The 21,297-nt window shown below is 42.9% G+C and carries 22 protein-coding genes; 8 read left to right on the top strand and 14 right to left on the bottom strand.

The genetic code is table 11. The annotated features are described in order from the left end of the window. Positions 1-55: 55 nt before the first annotated feature. The 4 genes from galU to wecA all read right to left on the bottom strand — a co-directional run bounded on the left by galU (position 56) and on the right by wecA (position 4,140). Positions 56-946 (bottom strand): UTP--glucose-1-phosphate uridylyltransferase GalU, encoded by an 891-nt coding sequence (galU, locus tag EYR97_RS03385; protein ID WP_131092428.1) that lies wholly within the window; start codon positions 944-946, stop codon positions 56-58. 257 nt (positions 947-1,203) lie between these two features. Further along, complete coding sequence (locus EYR97_RS03380; protein ID WP_131092427.1) at positions 1,204-2,097, bottom strand: glycosyltransferase family 2 protein; 894 nt, start codon at positions 2,095-2,097, stop codon at positions 1,204-1,206. Beyond that, complete coding sequence (locus tag EYR97_RS03375; protein WP_131092764.1) at positions 2,094-2,915, bottom strand: glycosyltransferase; 822 nt, start codon at positions 2,913-2,915, stop codon at positions 2,094-2,096. Before EYR97_RS03375 ends, EYR97_RS03380 begins: the two co-directional genes overlap by 4 nt. A gap of 145 nt (positions 2,916-3,060) precedes the next feature. Continuing rightward, positions 3,061-4,140, bottom strand: coding sequence for a UDP-N-acetylglucosamine--undecaprenyl-phosphate N-acetylglucosaminephosphotransferase (wecA, locus tag EYR97_RS03370; RefSeq protein WP_131092426.1), 1,080 nt, complete (start codon positions 4,138-4,140; stop codon positions 3,061-3,063). Positions 4,141-4,572: 432 nt separating this feature from the next. On the opposite strand from wecA, the gene EYR97_RS03365 reads away from it, so the two are divergent. The 8 genes from EYR97_RS03365 to galE all read left to right on the top strand — a co-directional run bounded on the left by EYR97_RS03365 (position 4,573) and on the right by galE (position 12,523). Then, entirely contained in the window at positions 4,573-4,965 is a 393-nt protein-coding gene (locus EYR97_RS03365) for a hypothetical protein (RefSeq protein ID WP_131092425.1), read from the top strand. A 16-nt stretch (positions 4,966-4,981) separates the two neighbouring features. Continuing rightward, positions 4,982-6,802 (top strand): polysaccharide biosynthesis/export family protein, encoded by a 1,821-nt coding sequence (locus tag EYR97_RS03360; RefSeq protein WP_242634879.1) that lies wholly within the window; start codon positions 4,982-4,984, stop codon positions 6,800-6,802. Between the two features lie 2 nt (positions 6,803-6,804). Next, positions 6,805-7,584 carry an ABC transporter permease gene (locus EYR97_RS03355; RefSeq protein WP_131092423.1) on the top strand — a complete coding sequence of 260 codons (780 nt, stop codon included), beginning with the start codon at positions 6,805-6,807 and terminating at the stop codon, positions 7,582-7,584. Then, positions 7,581-8,255, top strand: a complete 675-nt coding sequence (locus EYR97_RS03350; RefSeq protein ID WP_131092422.1) for an ABC transporter ATP-binding protein — start codon at positions 7,581-7,583, stop codon at positions 8,253-8,255. The genes EYR97_RS03355 and EYR97_RS03350 overlap by 4 nt, the downstream gene beginning before the upstream one ends. 11 nt (positions 8,256-8,266) lie before the next feature. Next, positions 8,267-9,385 (top strand): capsule biosynthesis protein, encoded by a 1,119-nt coding sequence (locus EYR97_RS03345; RefSeq protein ID WP_131092421.1) that lies wholly within the window; start codon positions 8,267-8,269, stop codon positions 9,383-9,385. Between the two features lie 203 nt (positions 9,386-9,588). Beyond that, positions 9,589-11,109: a peptide MFS transporter gene (locus EYR97_RS03340; protein ID WP_131092420.1), complete on the top strand. Its 1,521-nt coding sequence runs from the start codon at positions 9,589-9,591 to the stop codon at positions 11,107-11,109. A 92-nt stretch (positions 11,110-11,201) separates the two neighbouring features. Beyond that, complete coding sequence (locus EYR97_RS03335; RefSeq protein WP_131092419.1) at positions 11,202-11,504, top strand: DUF6170 family protein; 303 nt, start codon at positions 11,202-11,204, stop codon at positions 11,502-11,504. Continuing rightward, positions 11,501-12,523 carry a UDP-glucose 4-epimerase GalE gene (gene galE / locus EYR97_RS03330; RefSeq protein ID WP_131092418.1) on the top strand — a complete coding sequence of 341 codons (1,023 nt, stop codon included), beginning with the start codon at positions 11,501-11,503 and terminating at the stop codon, positions 12,521-12,523. The genes EYR97_RS03335 and galE overlap by 4 nt, the downstream gene beginning before the upstream one ends. Positions 12,524-12,803: 280 nt before the next feature. Here galE and EYR97_RS03325 read toward each other — a convergent pair whose 3' ends face one another. Genes EYR97_RS03325 through ccmA form a run of 10 tightly spaced genes read right to left on the bottom strand, consistent with a single transcriptional unit; the run spans position 12,804 to position 21,012 of the window. Beyond that, the gene (locus EYR97_RS03325) at positions 12,804-13,745 is read right to left on the bottom strand and encodes a VacJ family lipoprotein (RefSeq protein WP_131092417.1); all 942 of its coding nucleotides are present in this window, start codon (positions 13,743-13,745) and stop codon (positions 12,804-12,806) included. 1 nt (position 13,746) lies between these two features. Continuing rightward, positions 13,747-15,045 (bottom strand): c-type cytochrome biogenesis protein CcmI, encoded by a 1,299-nt coding sequence (gene ccmI / locus EYR97_RS03320; protein ID WP_131092416.1) that lies wholly within the window; start codon positions 15,043-15,045, stop codon positions 13,747-13,749. Next, a complete protein-coding gene (locus tag EYR97_RS03315) occupies positions 15,042-15,491 on the bottom strand; it encodes a cytochrome c-type biogenesis protein CcmH (protein ID WP_404840945.1) in 450 nt (149 codons plus the stop codon). Before EYR97_RS03315 ends, ccmI begins: the two co-directional genes overlap by 4 nt. An 11-nt stretch (positions 15,492-15,502) precedes the next feature. Continuing rightward, the gene (locus tag EYR97_RS03310) at positions 15,503-16,123 is read right to left on the bottom strand and encodes a redoxin family protein (RefSeq protein ID WP_131092414.1); all 621 of its coding nucleotides are present in this window, start codon (positions 16,121-16,123) and stop codon (positions 15,503-15,505) included. Then, positions 16,123-18,201 carry a heme lyase CcmF/NrfE family subunit gene (locus EYR97_RS03305; protein ID WP_242634878.1) on the bottom strand — a complete coding sequence of 693 codons (2,079 nt, stop codon included), beginning with the start codon at positions 18,199-18,201 and terminating at the stop codon, positions 16,123-16,125. The genes EYR97_RS03310 and EYR97_RS03305 overlap by 1 nt, the downstream gene beginning before the upstream one ends. Before the next feature lie 3 nt (positions 18,202-18,204). Then, on the bottom strand, positions 18,205-18,717 hold the full coding sequence (ccmE, locus tag EYR97_RS03300) for a cytochrome c maturation protein CcmE (protein ID WP_131092413.1): 513 nt from the start codon (positions 18,715-18,717) through the stop codon (positions 18,205-18,207). A 34-nt stretch (positions 18,718-18,751) separates the two neighbouring features. Then, positions 18,752-18,958: a heme exporter protein CcmD gene (ccmD, locus tag EYR97_RS03295; protein WP_131092412.1), complete on the bottom strand. Its 207-nt coding sequence runs from the start codon at positions 18,956-18,958 to the stop codon at positions 18,752-18,754. A 1-nt stretch (position 18,959) separates the two neighbouring features. Beyond that, on the bottom strand, positions 18,960-19,724 hold the full coding sequence (locus EYR97_RS03290) for a heme ABC transporter permease (protein WP_131092411.1): 765 nt from the start codon (positions 19,722-19,724) through the stop codon (positions 18,960-18,962). Then, positions 19,724-20,389, bottom strand: a complete 666-nt coding sequence (gene ccmB, locus EYR97_RS03285) for a heme exporter protein CcmB (protein ID WP_131092410.1) — start codon at positions 20,387-20,389, stop codon at positions 19,724-19,726. The genes EYR97_RS03290 and ccmB overlap by 1 nt, the downstream gene beginning before the upstream one ends. Next, positions 20,389-21,012 (bottom strand): cytochrome c biogenesis heme-transporting ATPase CcmA, encoded by a 624-nt coding sequence (gene ccmA, locus EYR97_RS03280; protein WP_131092409.1) that lies wholly within the window; start codon positions 21,010-21,012, stop codon positions 20,389-20,391. The genes ccmB and ccmA overlap by 1 nt, the downstream gene beginning before the upstream one ends. Positions 21,013-21,297 lie beyond the last annotated feature (285 nt).

The following is a 21,297-nucleotide window of genomic DNA, read 5'->3' as shown; positions in this document are numbered from 1 at the left end:
AAAGCAACAAACAAAAAATGCGCCTCGTAGGCGCATTTTTTTTAAGTTAAACTTTTTATACTTTGCTTGCTAAAAATGCTTTAAATTCATCGGCAAGTGCTGGGTGTCGCAAAGCATACTCAACGTTTGCTTTCATATAGCCCAGTTTACTGCCACAGTCGTGGCTTTTGCCTTTCATGTAATAGGCATCAACTTGCTCTAACTTCATTAACGCATCAATAGCGTCAGTTAGTTGTACTTCACCACCAGCACCTGGAGGTGTGAATTCTAGTAAGTCCCAAATCTTTTCTGACAATACATAACGACCCACGACAGCAAGATCTGAAGGAGCTTCGTCGCGAGGCGGCTTTTCAACCATTTTGTGGATTTTAGCTGACTCACCAGGGGCAATTGAAGCACCATCTAAATCAGCAATACCAAATTTAGAGATCTCTTCATCAGGTACCTGTTCCACCATAACTTGGCTCACACGGCTTGTGTTGAACTTGGCTACCATGTCGGCTAAGTTGTCTTTCTTAGGGTTACTTGCCGCATCATCAATGATTACATCAGGCAAAACCACAGCAAATGGCGCGTCACCGATAAGCGGTCTAGCGCACAATACAGCATGACCTAATCCGTTTGCGACACCCTGACGAATATGCATGATTGTTACGTCTTTAGGACATATAGACTGTACTTCCTCTAGAAGCTGTCTTTTCACCCGTTTTTCAAGTGTTGCTTCTAGTTCGAAAGACGTATCAAAGTGGTTTTCTATGCTATTTTTACTCGCGTGTGTAACAAGGATAATCTCTTTTAATCCGGCCGCCACACATTCGCTCACTACGTACTGAATCAGTGGCTTATCGACCACAGGTAACATTTCTTTGGGAATGGCTTTCGTCGCGGGAAGCATTCGTGTTCCAAGACCAGCTACTGGAATAACCGCTTTTTTAACCTGACTCATAAATTAATATCCTTTTCTAAAATCCTAAGTACACGCTTAAGACGACAAATCGATACAGACACAGCCTGTAATAAAGATTAAACCACTGTTTATTTCTGTATTGTAATGTAATCAATATGCAATCGATGTTCCAATTACCGTTTTAGAGCACATGTGCATTATAGATGAGCAATACCCATTGCAGCCTCGCTCAACTTGCACAACCATTGGGCGTAATAGTAACCAATGCGCCATTATGGTGAAAGAGGTTCCTTAAATTAACCTTCTTTGTTTCCTAATGTTTTAGTTTTCTCAGATTTCGATATCGCGCCTGAGCGATTGAGGAGGCCATCCCAAAGACCTCTGCACATAAACCTTCCTCTTACTTTGTTGTGAGGAAAGAAAATGCTGTTTACAATAAATCTCAATGGTAATGCAGCGATATGGCGACACTTCCAATATAAAGGTACGTAACTTCTTCGCGAGAGTATCAATATATTGCGAAACTGATAATACAAGCGAATAGGCGCCCCAAGTTTAAACGTGATACCTAATACGTTAACTCTACCATCACCTTGTCTATGTGGCATTAGGATTGTGGTTGACTGATAAATGGTGAAACCTTTTTGCCGAGCCCGCCAACACCATTCATGATCAACACCGTCAATAAACAGTCCACTGTCTTTTTCACCCACGTTGGAAAAAGAGTCTTTAGACAACAACATACCTGAGGAAATTATTTGTTTAACCTCTTTTAAATCGTGTGAAATTTTTTCACCTTTATGCACCAATCCTTTCTCAACTGACTCGCTAAATTGGCATAAAATTGAAGGCCCCAACGCACCTATAGCAACTTTACTTTCTAAGCCAAGAAACTGCTTATACAGTGGTATTGCTATTTCGGGGGTAAAGATACTGTCTTGATCAAGCAAAAAAGCGTAATTGATTGAATGAGAAAAGACATAGCGTAAACCGATGTTTTGCGCTTCAGCAATGCCTACATTCTCACCATTATGAAAGTACTTAACACTCCCATTGATTTCTTGCTCACAGGAATTGGGGGAATTGTCGACAAGTACCACATGCCAATGAGGATCGACGAAACTCGAAACTAGTGCATTAAGGTGTTCTATTTCAGGATTAAAGAGTACGACGATAACGCCAATATTCAATGTTTACCAAACCTCTCTAACAAATGCCTGTCAAGCTTATAAGCCAACCTTACGACCCAGCTAGGTAAAAGCCTAAGTAGCAGTACTGATGATGCGTAAACAATATTATAAACACTAAACTGCCTTAGCTTTGTCATAGCAAGTAACCGCGCTTTGAACTCATTGATCGACTTGCTTAAACCTCGGCGTTTATAAAAATCATTCACACGCCTAAATTTCAATAACTTGTCTTTTAAGTTTCTAAATATATATCCTTCAGCAGCCAGGTTTATCCACATAAAGTAGTCCTGCGTGTTTTTGAGACTATCTATATATCGATGGCCGTCATGAAACACCTTATAACGGATCACTATGGTTGGATGGTTCATTGAGCAGCGTCTAGGCAATATGCTTACGATTTGTTTATGTGACGCAGGCATGATACGCGAGCCAACTTTGACACCTTGCTCATTAATCTCAGTAAGCGCAGAGCCCAGCACATCTATATTAAGATGTTTTTTCAAGTAACTAATCTGCCTCTGAAGGCGATGTTGTTCAGATATATCGTCTGCATCCATACGCACGAAATATTGTGCGTTACATTCCAAGCCTAGCGCTATTGCTTTGTTCATACTGCTTGCCAACCCGATATTCTTGTCATTTTGTAATACAACAATACGTTCGTCACAAGCTCGCGCATTCTCTATAGATTGAGCAATCGCTTTTGAAACATCACCATCAACAACGATGACAAATAAAAACTGACGATATGTTTGACCAATAATGCTGCTAATGGCCTCTGTAATCCAAATAGCGTTATCACCAGCATAGACGGCCATTGCCACAATAGTTTCGACCTGCTGGCTAGATTTCAAATTGTATGGGGGGGGGCATTGACTTTTCAAACAACAGTTCCAGTGGCAGGAATATAGACTTAGCTACAAAACAGCGATATTACACGCTTTAACTAACAAGCCAAATAATTCACGATTTTACCCCTAATTTCGCAGGCAATCGTTTGATAAATCGAAGTACACTCCAGATATGCATTATCGTCATACTATAAATCACCAACACCCCAATAAATGACCAAAACATAATGGCCTCAGGTACTTGATAAACTTCACCGAGTATACCCACTATGCAATAACACGACCCCAACAAAAGAATGGCAATTAGAGACTTTCTGCTACTTAATCCTGCGCGCATAAAAATGTTGTGTAAATGCTGTCTATCAGGCTTTAGAACTGACTGTCCCTTACGTGCACGGCGATACATAATCGCAGCCATGTCCATCAGAGGTAATCCCACCAACCAAACTGCTGTGATGGGGCGAAATGCAGCGGACTCTCCTTGGGTATGATCTACCAATAACCACACTATGGTTAAACCGACAAACATACTGCCAGAGTCGCCCATGAAGATCTTGTTACCTCTAAACCCCTTCCAACTTAGGTTAAATGCTAGAAAAGGAACGATAGCCGCAGCAATAACAAGCGGCTCCATGATAGAAGCTACATTGCCGGTATAAGTAAGAAAACCCGTCAGCGTAAGTAAGATAACTAGGCTCATACCACCGGCTAGTCCGTCGATACCATCAATCATATTAAAGGCATTTATTACTCCAACCACACAGATTAATGTGAATAGATAGCCCCCTAAATCTAGAACAACTTCACCCAGACCAAATATATTACCAAGAGAAGTGATGTAATTTTGTGCACTCCACGCCATAATTGCTGCAACGCCGAACTGACACAGTAAACGACCTTTTGCACTGAGATCAAACCTATCATCAAGCATACCGAGCAATACAATAAACGCGGATGCGGTAAAGAAAAGAGGATTGTTTTTCATCCACACATCGGTGACAACACTGGCTACAAGCACTGCCATAAAAATTGCAACCCCCCCGGTTAGCGGAACAATTCCCGAGTGACGTTTCCGCGTAGAAGGTTGGTCAACTAACCCAAACTGATGGGCCAATGGTGTCATTACCACCAACAATATCAACGCAACAATAAATGCAGTGAACAATGGAACAAGTTGCAAGTATGCCATCATAAAACGCAATACCCCGCGCCACGAACACGCGTGCAACTCACTACAATTAGTGAATTAATATAGGTACTAACTATGTGTTTTTTTGATTCCATTTACTTACTTATTCTATCCTTTAAGTGCAAAAGACAGACCTTAAAACTTTGAAATAGACTGGCGACTACCTATGATATATAACAATGGGTTAACTAGCCACCCCAAGTAGACCTAAGAGCGTAATTTTACTACTTGTTTTTTGTATCAATGTTATCCATATTTGGAGCCCCTCCCAAACACATTTATGTAGACGAGTAGATTTTGTTATTACATCAAGCGGGTCCACTGATTCCATTCTATTACACGAAGCTTCATGTCAACTGCACCATCAAGACAAGCATGCTTTTTTAAAAACTTGTGTTATCCTAGCGGCAAATTGCTATATGGATGTTAAAGCTAATGTTCAAAAAATTCTCATATATGGGTGTATTCAGTGTTGTTGTAATTAACGCGGTAGGTTGTACTAATACTCCAACACCAACCCATGCAGACATTCCTTTAGTTCACTCGTCATTGTCATACTCTCTAACTCCCGAAGAGCAAGCAATTAATATTCCAAAAGTTAATTTACATAATGACAAGCAAACGCCACTGTCAATTGAAATTAACGGCACACAATACGAATCGACCAAGTACTATGTTTCTGCTACTGGCAATAAATGTATTCGATTTGCGAGTACCAAAGAGAAGCATAACGCGCTTGATTCGGTAAAAGTTATGACGACTTGCCAGCGTGATGGGCAATGGAGAGTTATCGCACCATTAGTAGCCTCATCTTCTCAGAAGGGATAATTGACGAATGAATCGCATGTCTAAATCAATAATGAAGAAAATTGCCATTACATTAACTTCGACTGTCGTACTGTCTTTATTGTCTACCTCTGTATTCAGCCAAACTGTCGACCAATTGCAACAGTTAAGGCAACGTGCGCAAGAAGCAGGGGTAAGCGGTACCGCTAGTCAATCTGTTTCGCCCTTAAGTATTTCCAGTCAGCGTTCACTTCCCCGCGCATCGAATTCAGCCAATTCCATGGGGCAGTTTTCAACACAACCTCGCGATGGCATGAGCCTGCCAGGTGAACCCACTTATGAAAGTGTGTTTCCGATGCAAGAGCCCATGGAAAACCCACCTTTCGCGGCTAACTTGTTTATCGGCGGTTTTGAATCAGAGAGAAGCAATGGTCTCAACGACAATTACTTAGTTGCCCCTGGTGACAAAATCTCAATTTGGATATGGGGTGCCATCAACTACTCAGATGTAGTAACCGTGGATAATCAAGGAAATGTTTTCCTTCCAAATATCGGCCCAGTTAGAGTTGCGAACACGCCGGCTGGCAGCGTAAATCAAACGGTTACGGCCAAAATAAGGCAGGTTTATACCAATGACGTAAATGTCTACGTTAATCTACTGACCTCAACACCTGTGTCTATCTTCGTTTCTGGCCCAGTTCTGCGACCCGGACAATACGCAGGCCTAGCGTCAGATAGTGTACTCTATTACTTGAAACGCGCAGGGGGCATTGATTTCAGTCGCGGTAGTTTTAGGCAAATAGATATCGTTCGCAACGGAAAGGTTGTTGCCTCTGCTGATTTATATGCTTTTTTCCGAGATGGAACACTACCCGCTTTATCATTTAAAGATGGTGATACTATTTTGGTACACCCAATCGGCAACACTATTGTTGTAAAAACTGGGGCACGTAACAGTTTTACCTTTGAGTTTCTCAATACGGAATTGAACGGTGAAGTCGTAAACTACTTTTCGCGTCCGGGCGAATTTGCTTCTCACGCTTCAATAGCTGGCGTTAGAGACAACAAACAATTTGCACGCTACTTGAGTATTGACGAATTTGCTACTTTGCCATTAGCTGCTGGCGATACAGTAGAATACATTGCAGACCACGAGCCGCAAATCTATCGCATTAATGTAGCAGGTGCCTTTTCTGGCGCATCACAAGTCATGGTTGATAAAGGCACGCGTTTAATTGATGTTTTAGATCATATAGAAGCCGATTCCGTATTATCAGATACACAAAACATATACCTGTTGCGAGAAAGTGTTGCAGAGAAACAAAAAGAGATTATCGAAGAGGGGTTACAGCGTCTTGAGAGAAGTATGTATACTGCACCGATAAGCTCAACTGGCGAAGGCGCTATTCGCGCCCAAGAAGCGCAACTGGTCGCTGATTTCATTGCTCGAGCTCGCAAGGTAGAACCTCAAGGTAGAGTGGTAGTATCAGAGAATGGCGATATCGCCAATATTTTATTAGAGCCTAACGACACTATCGTTATTCCAGAAGTAACTGACCTTATTCATGTGGGTGGTGAAGTATTGCTTCCGCAATCAGTGGTATTTAACCCAGATGCTACTGCTGAAGATTATGTTGCCTGGGCAGGCGGCTTTACGGAGCGTGCAGAATCTGATCGCATTTTAATAGTTCGTAAAAATGGTAACGTCACGTTTACCAGTGTTGATGATTCATTCCTATCTAACAATATAAGTACCTTAGCACCTGGCGACCAAATTATTGTGTTGCCCGCTATTGATACTAAATTGCTGCAAGCGGTTAAAGACATGACACAAATCATTTATCAAATAGCCGTAGCAGCAAATGTAGCCACTAACTAAGCATGATGTTGTTTAAAGATCAGCTGTATGCATGGAGAAGCGTTATTTTTGCGCTTTTCCTGCGTGAACTTCAAAGTAAATTTAATGACAAATTCGGCTTAGGTTGGGCTTTTTTAGAGCCCTTCGCTTTTATTCTAGCGCTATCCTACCTTCGAGGATTAGTCAGCGGCAGTGATATTCATTCAATTCCAATCTTCATTTTTATGATGATTGGCATGATGGGCTTACAGTCGTTTACCAATTGCCTTCAAACAGTGTCAGCATCTGTCAAACGCAATAAGCCTCTATATGCGTTCAGACAAGTTCAACCTATTTCAGCAGTAATTACAGCAGGCTTTCTTGAATTTTCCATCAAAGTCATCGTTGTACTTTTGCTATTTGTTTCCGTATTTTTACTCGACGAAACTTTTGCGATACACAACCCTTTACTCCTCATTTTCCTTTTTCTCTCATTGTGGGTTTTCGCCATATCAACAGGGCTTTTATTCGCAATAGCTACAGCTTTCGTCCCTGAAGTCGACAAACTAAAATCAATGTTAACGCGCCCGTTAATGTTTATTTCCTGCGTATTTTATAGCTTACAAGACTTACCCGAGAAATTTTGGCCTTATCTTACATGGAATCCGTTGGTTCATTTCATTGAGCTCGCACGTTATGCATGCTTTGAATCTTACGGCCATAATGGTGTCTCTCTAAGTTTCCTCATACAAGCGACCCTTGCCTTAGCTTTCCTCAGTCTGTGTTTGTATCACATCACGTGGAGAAGAGTACTTTCACGATGATAAGATTAGAAGGGCTTACAAAGAGCTACCCGAGCAAAATTGGACGACAATACATATTTCGCGACCTCAACTTTGAGTTCCCCACTGAAAACAACGTGGCGATACTCGGTAAAAACGGGGCCGGTAAATCAACTTTGTTTCGCATGTTAGCCAAAAGCGAATACCCAGACAAAGGGAGAGTTGTAACAAACAAATCAATGTCGTGGCCTGTTGCACTTCAAACGGGTGTACACCCGTTAATGACAGGAAGGGAAAATACGCGATTTATTGGGCGTATCAATAACGTGCATTCTCTAAAGGGTTACGAAGAACGGGTACAAGAATTTGCTGAATTAGGTCAAAAGTTTGATTTACCTGTTCAATCATATTCGTCGGGTATGCGAGCAAAACTCGTGTTTGCGTGTTGTATGAACATTGATTTCGACATTTACCTTATCGATGAAGCCACATCGGTGGGTGACCCGCTTTTTAGAAAAAAGGCGAGACAGTCGCTAAAAGAAAAAAGTGAGCAAGCAGGCGTCATTATGGTCAGTCATGAACTAGACCAAATACGTGAATTCTGTACGTCAGCGGTCATTATTGGCGATGGCACTTTGACTTACTACAACGATCTTGAAGAAGGCATCGAAGTGTACACACAAGATGCAGATAATAAAAAATCACTGAAATAGGTTAAATCATAGTGGAAAAATCTCTGACTCAATTCAATGCCCTTCTCAAAAAGAATAAAACACTCGTACTGGTACTTCCATGGCTACTTTATGCTTTTTACCTCATTGTCTGGGCCGCACCACAATACGAGAGCCAAAGTCAGTTGATTGTAAAATCGAGTGACGGTAGCAGCAGTTTTGACCCATCATCTCTATTATTGGCCGCGGGGGTTCCCAGTTCAGGTAGTGGTGCAGAGAGTCAATTGGTGGAAGCCTATATTCAGTCAGTGGATATGATCAATTACTTGGATGAAACCATTGCACTTCGCGAACATTATATGTCAGACGAAGCCGATATTTTCAGTGCACTCTCTTCATCACACAAGCAAGAAGATTTTCATAAGTTCTACCAAGATCACATAGAAGTTAGTGTCGATTCCACTTCATCGGTTATTACGCTGCGCACCCGTGCGTTTAACCCTGAATATGCACAACGTATAAATCAAACCATCGTGTCGAAAGCCGAAGAATTTATCAACAATATCAATAACAATTTGGCAAAATCAAAACTGACCTTCGCCAAGGGTGAACATGAAATTGTTGAGCAAAAACTGCAGAAAGCAAAAACTGAAATACTTGGCTTTCAGTCGAAGTACAACGTTCTTGACCCTACTGCTGAGGGTGCAGCCTATCAACAAATTGCGTTCTCGCTTGAAGCCACATTAGCGCAGAAAAAGGCAGAGCTCAGCACAATTTCTACAATGATGTCCGATGCAGCACCAGAAGTGATTAATATGAAAAGAGAAATCGCAGCGCTGCAAAAAGAAGTCGAAAAACAGAAGGAGCGCTTGAGCACTGCCGAAGATGAGAGTGAAGCACTTTCGGTAAGCGCCTTAATGGCACAATACAGTAATTTACAAGTGCAGCTTCAATTAGCCATACAAGCCTATTCATCTTCGTTGATTACACTTGAAAATGCGCGCGTAGAAGCCTACCAAAAGCTTCAACATTTGGTCACTATTGAATCTTCAACACTACCTGACGATAATGCCTACCCTACTGTGATATACAATTTAGTCCTGTTTGGTGTGTTACTGTTATTGACATACGGTATCGTACGCATCGTCATTGCTACGATACGTGAGCTTTAATCTATCAAGCTTAACGCGAACCCGACCAAGTGATGTTTTCTTGGTCGGTTGACGCTGCAGAAAAGAAGTTTGTCGTCGAAATCTTGTGTCTTTCGTCTAGCTCTAGTATAAGAAGCTATCCTCCTAAGGACTTACACAAAGAGCCTGCCTAGATAAGTGCTCTAGAATAACAACCATAAGCAATATGGAATCTTAATTACATTATGAAATCATCTAACGATACTAGCTTTTTCGGCCATCCAGGGGGCCTGAGAACGCTGTTTTTCACTGAAATGTGGGAACGAATGAGCTATTACGGCATGCGTGCCCTTCTAGTCCTCTTTATGACTGCAAGCTTACAGACCCAAGGTCTAGGCTTCACTGTAGCAACTGCCGGTGCAATCTATGGATTATACACAGGCGCTGTATATTTCCTTGGGCTTCCCGGCGGCTGGCTAGCAGACCGTCTTATCGGTGGTAAGCAAGCCGTATGGTACGGTGGCTTAATTATTTTTGCAGGTCACGTGGTACTAGCTATCGACCTACAAAACTTGTTTTTCGTCGGCCTTATCCTTGTTGCCACGGGTACAGGTCTTTTAAAACCCAATATCTCGGCGATGGTTGGCCAGCAGTATGGTGAAGACGATGGCCGCCGTGACAGTGGCTATGCGTTGTATTACATGGGTATAAACATTGGCTCACTAATCGCGTATTTGGTCACCGGCTATCTACAAGAAAACTGGGGCTGGCACTATGCGTTTGGCGCAGCTGCTGTTGGTATGGCAGTAGGCCTAATTCAATATTACTTCAGCAACCGTTCTTTGTCTGCCGACTCAGTAGCACCTGCAAACCCTTATGAAGGTGCTGCAAAGCAGCGTGCTTGGATGGGTGTATATGCTGTTGTTGCCCTAGCAGTAGTTATTATCGTGCTTGCTCACATGGGCACTATCGTTATCGAGCCGGTGGCACTAGCTCAGCAAGTTGCAGTTGTCTTTACTGCTATCTTCTTTTTGTATTTCGGCTTTATCTACTTTAAAGGCCAGCTGACTGAAAATGAAAAGAAGCGCATGTGGGCCCTGTTCTTGGTATGTGTAGCATCAGCGTGTTTTTGGTCTGGCTTCGAACAAGCTGGTTCTTCGCTGAATCTATTTGCACAAAATTATACAGATCGTGTTCTTGAAAGTGGCGCTTTGCTTACATCATGGTTTGGAATGGATGTCATTCCTACTGTGTGGTTCCAACTTTCAAACTCGCTATTTATCATCGTGTTATCACCGTTTTTTGCTGCACTTTGGATTAACCTAGCTAAGCGCATGATTGACCCTTCGTACACCATCAAATGTGCGATTGGTATTATTATTATGGCATCGGGCTTCCTCGTTATGTTTATGGCATCGCAATACGCAGCACAAGGCCTTAAAGTAGCGCCAATGTGGTTAGTAACAACTTACTTCCTACACACAGTTGGTGAACTATGCCTAAGTCCAGTTGCATTAAGCGCGGTAAGTAAGCTCTCACCGAAGCGTTTTGCAGGCCAAATGATGGGCGTATTCGTACTGACTTATTCAATTGGTAATATTATTGCTGGCCTATTGTCTGGTAATTTCGACCCAGAAAACGTTCAAGAAATGCCAAACTTATACCTTCAAATTGCGCTATTTAGCATTGCAGTTGGTATTGTTATTGCCCTGTTCAGTGTTAAATCACGCTTCTGGGAAAAAGCAGGTATTCAACAAAAGGCATAATTAGTTTGTGCTAGTGTTTTAACCACTGGCAGATTGCCCTACAATAACCGCCGTTACATAACGTTTCGGCGGTTTTTTATTAAGAGCAAACTATGAAGTTCTACTTTTCTACCCGTGATATTCCCGCACTTAAAGGACTTACACTGACAGAACGCATGAAGCGTTTAGAGCAAGCTACTAAGCAACTGTCAGTGCCAGAGAAAACTTTGCTCAATATTTTAAAACTTCTCATCATTGTGCCGACGTTTGCGCTTATACTTCAAACCGCATCTAATTGGACCTCGTTAATCTGGGCGTTTGTGGTATTTTTGCTTTATCCATTAGTTGTTAAACCTATTCAACACTCTATTTGCGCAAAATACATTGCGCCTTCGTCAAGCAAGGAGAATGCATGAAAACCATCTTGGTTACTGGTGGTGCTGGCTATATAGGTAGCCACACAGTGTTACAATTACTTGAGCAAGACTACGCTGTAGTGGTGCTAGATAACTTGGTGAATGCTAGTGCAGAGTCGCTGCGCAGAGTAGAAACTATCACCGGCAAGTCGGTCACCTTTGTTCAAGGCGATATTCGTGATACCGCAGTACTCGATGATATTTTCAGTGAACACAGTGTTTTCGCAGTTATCCATTTTGCAGGCCTTAAAGCGGTTGGCGAATCTGTTGAAAAGCCATTGTCTTATTATGAAAACAACGTATACGGCACTCTGACGCTGTGTAAAGCAATGCAAAAGCACAATGTTAAGAACATCGTGTTTAGCTCTTCTGCAACCGTTTATGGCGACCCTGTATCACTGCCGTTAAGAGAAGATATGGCAACTGGTGAGCCTACAAACCCTTACGGTATGTCAAAGCTTATGGTCGAACATATGCTTAGCGACCTATATGTGTCAGATAATGAGTGGAACATTGTACTGCTGCGCTATTTTAATCCGGTGGGCGCTCATGAGTCAGGCCAAATAGGTGAAGATCCGAATGGTATCCCTAACAACCTTATGCCTTACATTTCTCAAGTCGCCACAGGTAAACTTCAACAGTTAAGCGTGTTCGGTGACGATTACGATACTGAAGATGGAACTGGCGTACGTGACTATATTCATGTGGTTGATTTAGCCAATGGTCACCTTAAAGCCCTAGACCGCCTTATGCTAAATATGGGGTTAGACAAATATAACCTAGGTACAGGACAAGGTTACTCGGTACTTGAAATGGTTAAGGCCTTTGAGAAAGCGTCAGGTAAAACCTTACCATACAAAATAGCACCGCGCAGAAGTGGTGATATTGCGGCATGTTATGCCGACCCGACAAAAGCGGCGACAGAGCTTAACTGGCATGCAGAGAAAGGCTTAGATGACATGTGTGCAGACACATGGCACTGGCAGTCGCAAAACCCTGCGGGCTATCCTAAAGACTAGCCAGAGTACTTTGAGTCAAGAGCTGGCTAATACTATTTGCGATAATACCTGCTAATTTGATGGTGAATCGGATGGTAAACGGTCATTTAAACCGTAAGTTAGCGGAAAAACAAAAACCATGCTTTTCAGCATGGTTTTTTTGTAATGATTCAATCAACTTAAGTATATTCGCTTTAAGGTGCACTTAATTGCAATTGCCGATGCGCCAAATGAATCTTAATGTTTTAATTACTTATTTCCAATCGTCAGAAGATTTTACTTTTGACGTTTCTTCTTTAGTTTATTGTTTACCGTCTTTTTCGTTGCCGTCTATTTTCTGATCCTGATCTTTGACTTTACCTTTATTGTCGACGTCGGCATCAGCTTTATTTCCTTCTGCCGCTTGGGGTTCCTCTGACACCTCTTCATAGCTGTCGAAATCACCACCTTCCAACATGGCCTCAAAATCAGCAAAATCATCTAACTGCTCTTCATTTATTACTTTGTCACCACTTTTGCCATCGGTAACGCGGAACTCAAGCCTTTCAAAATAAGCATTTTTAACAAAGGCGTAGTCGTCTACGGCCTGTTCAAGTTGTGCTTCTTGGTCTATTAACTGTGCACGCGTTTCTAGAATCGAAATACCAATTCGAGCCAAATTAACCGTTCCGTCGATTAACGACATTGGGAAAGCAAACCCATCAACATAATCGCCAGTGAAACTGCGCGGATCACTTGGGCCCAAAAATGGCATCATCAAAAATGGACCAGTGTCTACGCCCCAAACCGCAAGTGTTTCACCGAATTGCTCTTCGTGCCTTTCAATACCAATTTTTGAAGCTACATCAATGGTTCCCAATAAACCTACTGTCGTGTTAATAAGAAAACGAGCGAAGCTATCCAAACTTTCATCCACCTTCCCTTGGAAAAGGTTATTGGTAAAGTTTGCTGGCTCGCGCAAGTTTTCAGCTGCATTCACTAACCCAGTACGCGCGAATTGTGGCATGACTGCAACATAGGTCACCGTGATAGGACGCAAAATATATGCATCCAACACATCCCAGTTAAAGTCCCACATGACACGGTTTACTGACTCAAGTGGATCTTTAGGATCAGAATAACTAGCAGCAACCGTATTGCTTTCGTTGGCGTCTTTTTGTTGCTGCGCCGTATTGTTTGCACAACCTCCTAAAAAGATACTGACGACCATCACTGCAACAGCAAGTGATTTATTGAAGTCCATACTATAGTTCCTTATTTATGGTTATACGAATGGGTGAAAGCTGCCCTTTTTCAACAGTACTTTCAACACTGCCTTGCCATTCGCCAGAAGACACCGTCACGTCACCGTCCAATGAGAGCCTTGCAGTCAAAATTACTTGCGACAAAGCAGCAAGGGTAAATTGAGGCATCATGGCATTTTCGGTGGTTAAATTAACAGTAAGTGGAAAACCTTGAATTGGCATCTTAACAACTGCCGCTGGCATTCTATTTTGAGAAGCACCATCTTGCGCAAAGACAATAAGAAAACCCTCTTTTGGCGCACTTTTTTGCGCTTCATCGGATAAATCAACGGTTACTGAGAAGCCTGTAATATCATCAGTTGTGCCTTCATCCGTGTTTTCTAGTCCAGTATTCCCTAATTCAGTACTTTCTCCGACTTGCCCCGTAGCGATTTCACCAGCTTGGCGAGCCAACACGTCAATGCGCGCCATTAATCGCTTCGCCATATCGCTGTCGCTAGGCAACTTGTCTTTTACTTGCGCAAAGAACTGTCGAGTATTGTCCAAGTCACCAAGTTGAGCTGAAACCACAGCCATCATCAATGCGAGATTATCATTTTGTGGGTTATCTTTAAGCAAACCTAAAAGTAATGTCTGCGCCCGCGAGAGATTATTCACATCTCCCGTAGCCATTAACGCCTGAGCTAGGGTAATGCGGTGAGTAGTATTCTCTGGTGCCAACTCTACTGCTCTATCAATAGCTTCTATAGCTTGAACTTCTTGCCCAATACTTAAAAACAACCTGCCCAAATACATCCAACCGGTATCATCTTCAGGCTGTGTACGTAATCGTTGACGAATAGCTAGGGTTAAACTCGCAATATCCTCTTGTGTAAGATTACTTGCATTACCACTGGCCAGTTGCTGACTTAGTTCGGGTAAGGCCTCTACTGCTTCAGAGGCTTTTATGACACGAGACATCTGATTGACCTGTGAATACACAACTGCTCCGCACGTCAGTGCAACAATACCACCAACTAATAACGGTAGGGTTGCAGTACCAGTTCGCTTAGACTGAAACGCGCTCTCATCGACCAAAGCGAGTTTTAACTCATCCACAGCCTGTCGCTTGTCGTGTTCGCTAATTAACCCTTCCTGAACCTCTCTTTCAAGCTCAGCCAGACGCTGCTTTACAATTTGCGTATTACTCAAGCTGTCTTGTTGGGCATGGTTTTTTCGACGCAACCACGGAAAAGCCACAATAAGTAGTACGAATGTGATAAGGCCAGATACCACTATGTAAAATTCAGACCAACTCATTCTTTCTCTTGCTCCAACATTGCATCTGCTTTTGCGAGCTTAGCCGCCATATCTTCCGGAGGGGTTACCGATCGTCTTCTAATTACAACAATAAGTGCTACTACAATAAAGAATACAGGTCCTAACCATAGCCATAGGGTTGCTAAAGTTACCGGCGGTTTATAATGTACAAAGTCACCATAACGCGCCTTCATATAATCAATGACCTCTTGCTCAGACTTACCTTGCTTGAGCAAACTATAAACTTTGCGGCGCATGTCATGGGCGATCATCGCGTCGCTATCTGCAATATTTTGGTTTTGACACATCGGGCAACGAAGTTCAGCTGTTAACTGTAAGAAGCTTTCTCGTTGCTGAGGTGAATCAAACTCGTATTTGTCTTCAACAGCGTAAGTTGCTGGTAATGCAACAAACACAGCGGTAAGAAAAGCAATAAATACCCGCATTAGCTTTCTCATCACATTGTGCCCTTTGTACTGATTTGGTTTACTTCGCCAGACATTGCTTCTGCCACAAGCGCTTTGTATAACGGTCCAATTTTGTTATTCCAAACTCGCTCATTAATGTCACCAATATGATGCATTCGAATAATACCATCAGCATCGATAACAAAATGCTCTGGCGCTCCGGTAACACCCAAATCTAATGAGGTATCTCGATATACGTCAAAAATATTAAAGGCATATGGGTTACCGTATCGACCCAACATCTCAATAACTTCTTGCTGCACCCGTGTGAGTGTTTTAGTTCCAAAGTCGGGGTCCAAGTCTTGGTCAAAATAAAGACCAACAATATGCACATTTTCTTCGTTTTTTAATTCCGTTAAAAAAGGCATTTCAACCGCACAAGTCACACACCACACACCCCAAACATTCAAAATAGTCACTTTGCCTTTGAAATCGTCAGGCGTATAGGTGATGTCAGGTTTCATTAAATCTGGTAATGAAAAGCTAGGTAGTGTTTTATCTTTCACTTGAGAATCTAGCTCGCGAGGGTCTGAAAAAAGCCCTTTGAAAAGAAAGACTACCAACAATAAGAACAGTACAAGAGGTATAGCAACTAAAGGTGCCTTCTTCATTACACGTCTCCCTTTATACCAGAGTCAAACGCCTTGTTAGTCGCTAATGGTGTTTTTTGTGCCTTTTCTTTATTATCAGCTAACTTGTCGCCCACCGCGTTGCTAAAGGCTTGCTTAAGTTTTTTCACTTTAGCCATGCGATAGCGCTTATCACTAATTGAAAAGATGCCACCCAACGCCATCACCACAGCCCCAGCCCAAATCCAGATAACAAAGGGTTTTATGTATATACGTATTGCCCATGCGCCGTTATCTAGAGGCTCACCCATAGCGATAAATAAATCGCGAGACAGTGTTGAATGAATTGCCGCTTCTGTCATTGGCATACGCTGCACAATATACAGGCGCTTTTCAGGCGCTAAATGCGCAATATGTTCTCCGTTCTTATACACATCGAAAACGCCTGCATCAGCTTCATAGTTGGGGCCTTGTACTTTTTTCACATCTCGGAAAGTAAATTCATAACCACCTAAGGTCACACTATCACCAACGTCCATACGCACATCGCGTTCAGTTTCATAGTTGGAAACCAAGGTAATTCCAATAATTGCGATAGCAAAACCTACGTGTCCAAGCACCATACCCCAGTGGCTTGGCGTAAGCTTACGTAATTTATCCAACATGCTAGCGTGTGTTATCGATGCATTAGGCATAGCAGATAGGCGCTGTAATACTTCTTGAATCGTGGTTACCAAGATCCAAAATACTAATATCATGCCCAATATGCCCATATAACTTGGTGCGTCATAGGCAAAATTCACCAATAACGCCGCACTTACCGCAATACCGGCAGCAACCAACAATTGCTTTTGCAAATCTTTAGCACGCTGTTGCTTCCAACGCGTTAGTGGCCCTAAACCAAGTATTAATACAAAAGGCACTATCAATAGCGTAAACATCTGGTTGAAGAAGGGAGCCCCCACTGAAATGCTGCCTAAACCAAGTTCTTTGTGAACAAGTGGCAATAAGGTACCAAGTAGCACAACCAAAGTCGCCGCGCACAAAAATACGTTATTACCCATTAGTAACACTTCACGCGAGAATGCTTGGTAGCGACCAGGGCTTTTCAGTGACGCTGCGCGCATTGCGTAAAGCAACAAACCAAAGCCACTTAAAACAATTAGAATTCCAAGAATAAACAGCCCCCGCGTAGGATCGCTGGCAAAGGAGTGAACTGATACGATAACCCCTGAACGTACCAAAAATGTGCCTAGCAAACTCAAACTAAAAGCGGCAATGGCAAGCAGTACCGTCCAAGACTTGAACGCCTTGCGCTTTTCAGTAACCGCCAATGAGTGCATAAGCGCAGTACCCACTAACCACGGCATAAATGAGGCATTTTCAACCGGATCCCAGAACCACCATCCGCCCCAGCCAAGCTCGTAATACGCCCACCAACTGCCAAGGGCAATACCCACTGTCAAAAACGCCCAAGCAGCAATAACCCAGGGGCGAGACCAACGAGCCCACGTCGAATCAAGTTGACCCGATATCAATGCAGAAATAGCAAAAGCAAATGCGACTGAAAACCCGACATAGCCCATATACAGCATTGGCGGGTGAATGATCATGCCAAAATCTTGCAGCAAGGGGTTAAGGTCTCGTCCGTCAACAGGGAAGAAAGGCAACATGCTATTAAACGGGTTCGACGTCAAAAGCATAAATAAATAAAAACCAATACCCACCATACCCAATACCGACAATACACGCGCTACCATAGCAAGAGGAATACCTTTGCTAAATATCGCTACCGCAACTGTCCAAATAGATAGCATGAGTACCCACAGCAAGAATGATCCTTCGTGTCCGCCCCACACTGCTGTGATTTTATAATAAATGGGTAAACGACTGTTGGAGTGTTGTGCCACATAGGCGACACTGAAGTCGTCCGTCACAAAAGCATACGTTAAACAAAGATAAGCAATTAGCGTAAAGGTAAAAAGACCAATGGCGAGTGGTTTAGCGGATGCCATCAGTGCATCATGTTGACGATGCGCTCCCCACAAAGGATACACTGCCAATAATATTGAAAGTACAAGTGCAAGGGTAAGCGCAATATTCCCTAACTCAGGAACCATAATCTACAAGCCTCCGGTATCATTGTTACCTGTAGTTGCCTCTGAATATTCATAGGTAGGCATATTTTCAGGCTTGACATGCTTTATCCCTTTCATTTTCTCAGCTAATTCGGGAGGCATATATTCTTCGTCGTGTTTAGCCAGAACCTCTTGTGCTTTTATATGACCTTTATCTGTCAGTACACCTGTTGCAACAATACCTTGTCCTTCTCGAAAAAGGTCAGGCAATATGCCATCAAAGGTAACGGTTACGGTAGGTCCGGTATCAATAAGATCAAAACTCACCGCCAAGCTTTCGCTGTTGCGCTTAACACTGCCAGGTACAACCATGCCACCAATACGCAGGCGTTGGCCAATCTGTGGTACTTGCCCATTTTTACCTTCTACAATCTCGCTAGGCGTATAGAAAAGATCAATACTGTCATTCAATGCATAAAGCATTAGACCGATTGCACTAACCACTAAAAAACCGACAATACCTACTACCGCTAAACGCTGCTTTCGCCTTGGGTTCATGCCACTTACTCACTTCCAAAAACTAACTAATTTGTCAGGACCGTTTCTCGTTCTGACGCGCTCTCTCAATTCGCGCTTTACGCGCTTTGTCTGCTATTACTGCATTTAGTAACGCTTTGTGTTTTACATAACTTTGAATAGCAATAATGCACATCGCACCAAAGGTTACACCAAACGATAACCATACATAGAAGGCGTAGCCGCCCATATGTATAAAATCAGCAAAGGAATCAAACTGCATATTAACGCTCCCGAGTTTTGTGTGGTAACAGCGCTTGCTCAGCCAAGGCTTGCACCCACGGTCGGTGTTGCTCACGCAGGACTATTTCGTTGCGAAGTCGAATAGTGGTTACTGCGCCAATGAAAAAAGCAAAACCCAACAGGTTAATCAGCAAAGGCCATAACATTTCGGGTGCGATTGACGGGTTATCAAACTTACTAATGGTTGCACCTTGGTGCAACGTGTTCCACCACTCTACCGAATAGTGAATTATTGGAATATTCACCACGCCGACTAAAGCCATTACGCCAGCCGCTTTACCTGCTTGCTGTTTGTCTTCAAACGCGCCGTAAAGTGCAATCACACCAATGTACAAAAACAGTAATATCAGTTCTGACGTTAGGCGCGCATCCCACACCCACCAAGCTCCCCACATAGGCTTTCCCCATGCTGCGCCGGTAAATAAAGCAATAAAGGTTAATGCTGCACCAATGGGAGCCATTGCTATCATTGTCATATAAGCCGTGCGCCACTGCCACACCATGCCTACTAATGCAGCAATTGCCATTGCGACATAGGTACTCATAGATAATATGGCGCTGGGCACGTGAATATAGATAATGCGAAATGAGTCACCTTGCTGATAATCCTGTGGAGCAAACGCTAACCCCCATACGGTTCCAATGCTCAAACACAGAATTGCACCCACCCATAACCAAGGCTGAAGTGTGATGCAAAGTTGATAGGCGCGCTCTGTTTTAGCGTAAGGGTGTAACCACTTCCACATTAGTTTTGACTCACTTTTAATGAATACGCTATGGCAAATGGTGCCAACGCTGCAGCCAGTAACAACATGGCAGCGATAATAGCAAGTTGCGGGTAATAAGGTAATTGCAGTGCGGCAGAATCCACGGCAGACGTGGCAAATATCAGTAAAGGTATAAATACAGGAATAAGAAGTAATGCCAGCAGCACACCTCCCTTTTGCAACCCCACTGTTAAGCCAACTGCAATCGCTCCAATTAATGACAGTAATGGCGTACCTAATATCAAGGTTAATAATAGTGCCACATACATATCGAATGTTAGGTTCAAAAACATCGCCAATAGTGGCGATAATAACAACACAGGAACAAAACTAACCAGCCAATGAGCAACCACCTTTACTGTACTCACTGCGGGCAGTGCCATACCTGACAATACATATTGTTCTAGCGAACCGTCTTGAAAATCATCTCTAAAAAGCCGCTCCATTGCCATTAATGAAGAAAGAATAGCAGCAATCCATATCACCCCGGGGCCAATGCGTTGCAGCGTATCTGGTGAAGGGCTTACCCCAAGAGGAAACAGCGTTACCACCATCAACAAAAACATCAATGGCTGCACTAATTCTGCTTTTTGCTTAAAAGCAATGTGCATATCCCGTTTAAAAATACCTTGGTAAAGCGACATTAGAAGCGGTACTCCAGGTCAAATACGCGATGTGCCCCTGCATTTTCAGATAACGGTTGGTGCGATGTGACGATGGCTAAACCGCCATTTTGTATATGCTGCTTCATCAAATTTTCAAGTAAATAGATGCCTTTAGAATCAAGAGCAGTAAAAGGCTCATCAAGAACCCACACTTTTGCTGGTTTAAGCCACAATCTTGAAAGTGCGACACGGCGTTGTTGCCCTGCCGATAGATACCTAACTGGTACATCTTCTAACCCCACCAAACCTATTGTCTCAAGTACGCGATAAAGTACTTCTGTCGATTGATGGATATCGTGCTGGGCCAGCCAAAAATTGAGGTTATCAAGCGCAGACAGGCTGCCGTTGGTTCCGCTCTTGTGGCCTAAATAAAGCAAATCGGAAAAATAATCAGCGCGAGTATGTTTAATGTCTTTGCCATTATAACAAATGCGACCATTTTCAGGTTCGCTCAAGCCAGTAAGAAGCCGTAACAAACTGGTTTTCCCTGCGCCATTTGGGCCGCGCAAATAGAGTAATTCACCAGCGTTGATAGCCAGTGACAACCCTTCAAAAAGCGTTCTATCCCGCTTACTGCACGTTAAACTGCACGCCTCTAACACAGCCTACACACCCCAATTTACCTTTTTACTCAAAAAAACGGCGCTAGTTTACCACAAGCGGGCTTTTTCGCAGTCGCGAATTCGAATTAAATATGATTTACTTCAATGACAAAGCACAATTGCTTGTACGTATATTTATCCGGCAAAGTTGCTATGATCATCAATTAACTAGAGCTTGTTGACCTTTTCGGTACACTTTGCTGCAAAAACGCACAGCAAAGGTCAACACGCTCTAATCACTATTGAAACACTGTCACATTTCATAATGTACATAATGCATGCTTT

This window comes from Alteromonas sp. KUL42 (assembly GCF_006538325.1).
Lineage (GTDB): Bacteria > Pseudomonadota > Gammaproteobacteria > Enterobacterales > Alteromonadaceae > Alteromonas.
The sequence above is the reverse complement of the archived record's forward strand: the minus strand, read 5'-3'. Positions and strand labels throughout refer to the sequence as shown.

What these genes read in the sequence shown, in the direction of transcription:
- EYR97_RS03375 (WP_131092764.1), bottom strand. Translation starts at nt 2,915, where the DNA reads ATGGCCGTCTATGCTGGTGATAACGCTATTTGGATTACAGAGGCCATT.
- EYR97_RS03325 (WP_131092417.1), bottom strand. Translation starts at nt 13,745, where the DNA reads ATGGACTTCAATAAATCACTTGCTGTTGCAGTGATGGTCGTCAGTATC.
- ccmB (WP_131092410.1), bottom strand. Translation starts at nt 20,389, where the DNA reads ATGTCGCTTTACCAAGGTATTTTTAAACGGGATATGCACATTGCTTTT.
- EYR97_RS03360 (WP_242634879.1), top strand. Translation starts at nt 4,982, where the DNA reads ATGTCTAAATCAATAATGAAGAAAATTGCCATTACATTAACTTCGACT.
- ccmE (WP_131092413.1), bottom strand. Translation starts at nt 18,717, where the DNA reads ATGAACCCAAGGCGAAAGCAGCGTTTAGCGGTAGTAGGTATTGTCGGT.
- EYR97_RS03350 (WP_131092422.1), top strand. Translation starts at nt 7,581, where the DNA reads ATGATAAGATTAGAAGGGCTTACAAAGAGCTACCCGAGCAAAATTGGA.
- EYR97_RS03340 (WP_131092420.1), top strand. Translation starts at nt 9,589, where the DNA reads ATGAAATCATCTAACGATACTAGCTTTTTCGGCCATCCAGGGGGCCTG.
- EYR97_RS03310 (WP_131092414.1), bottom strand. Translation starts at nt 16,123, where the DNA reads ATGAAGAAGGCACCTTTAGTTGCTATACCTCTTGTACTGTTCTTATTG.
- EYR97_RS03335 (WP_131092419.1), top strand. Translation starts at nt 11,202, where the DNA reads ATGAAGTTCTACTTTTCTACCCGTGATATTCCCGCACTTAAAGGACTT.
- galE (WP_131092418.1), top strand. Translation starts at nt 11,501, where the DNA reads ATGAAAACCATCTTGGTTACTGGTGGTGCTGGCTATATAGGTAGCCAC.
- ccmD (WP_131092412.1), bottom strand. Translation starts at nt 18,958, where the DNA reads ATGCAGTTTGATTCCTTTGCTGATTTTATACATATGGGCGGCTACGCC.
- EYR97_RS03365 (WP_131092425.1), top strand. Translation starts at nt 4,573, where the DNA reads ATGTTCAAAAAATTCTCATATATGGGTGTATTCAGTGTTGTTGTAATT.
- EYR97_RS03305 (WP_242634878.1), bottom strand. Translation starts at nt 18,201, where the DNA reads ATGGTTCCTGAGTTAGGGAATATTGCGCTTACCCTTGCACTTGTACTT.
- EYR97_RS03355 (WP_131092423.1), top strand. Translation starts at nt 6,805, where the DNA reads ATGATGTTGTTTAAAGATCAGCTGTATGCATGGAGAAGCGTTATTTTT.
- ccmI (WP_131092416.1), bottom strand. Translation starts at nt 15,045, where the DNA reads ATGAGTTGGTCTGAATTTTACATAGTGGTATCTGGCCTTATCACATTC.
- EYR97_RS03315 (WP_404840945.1), bottom strand. Translation starts at nt 15,491, where the DNA reads ATGCGGGTATTTATTGCTTTTCTTACCGCTGTGTTTGTTGCATTACCA.
- EYR97_RS03290 (WP_131092411.1), bottom strand. Translation starts at nt 19,724, where the DNA reads ATGTGGAAGTGGTTACACCCTTACGCTAAAACAGAGCGCGCCTATCAA.
- galU (WP_131092428.1), bottom strand. Translation starts at nt 946, where the DNA reads ATGAGTCAGGTTAAAAAAGCGGTTATTCCAGTAGCTGGTCTTGGAACA.
- wecA (WP_131092426.1), bottom strand. Translation starts at nt 4,140, where the DNA reads ATGATGGCATACTTGCAACTTGTTCCATTGTTCACTGCATTTATTGTT.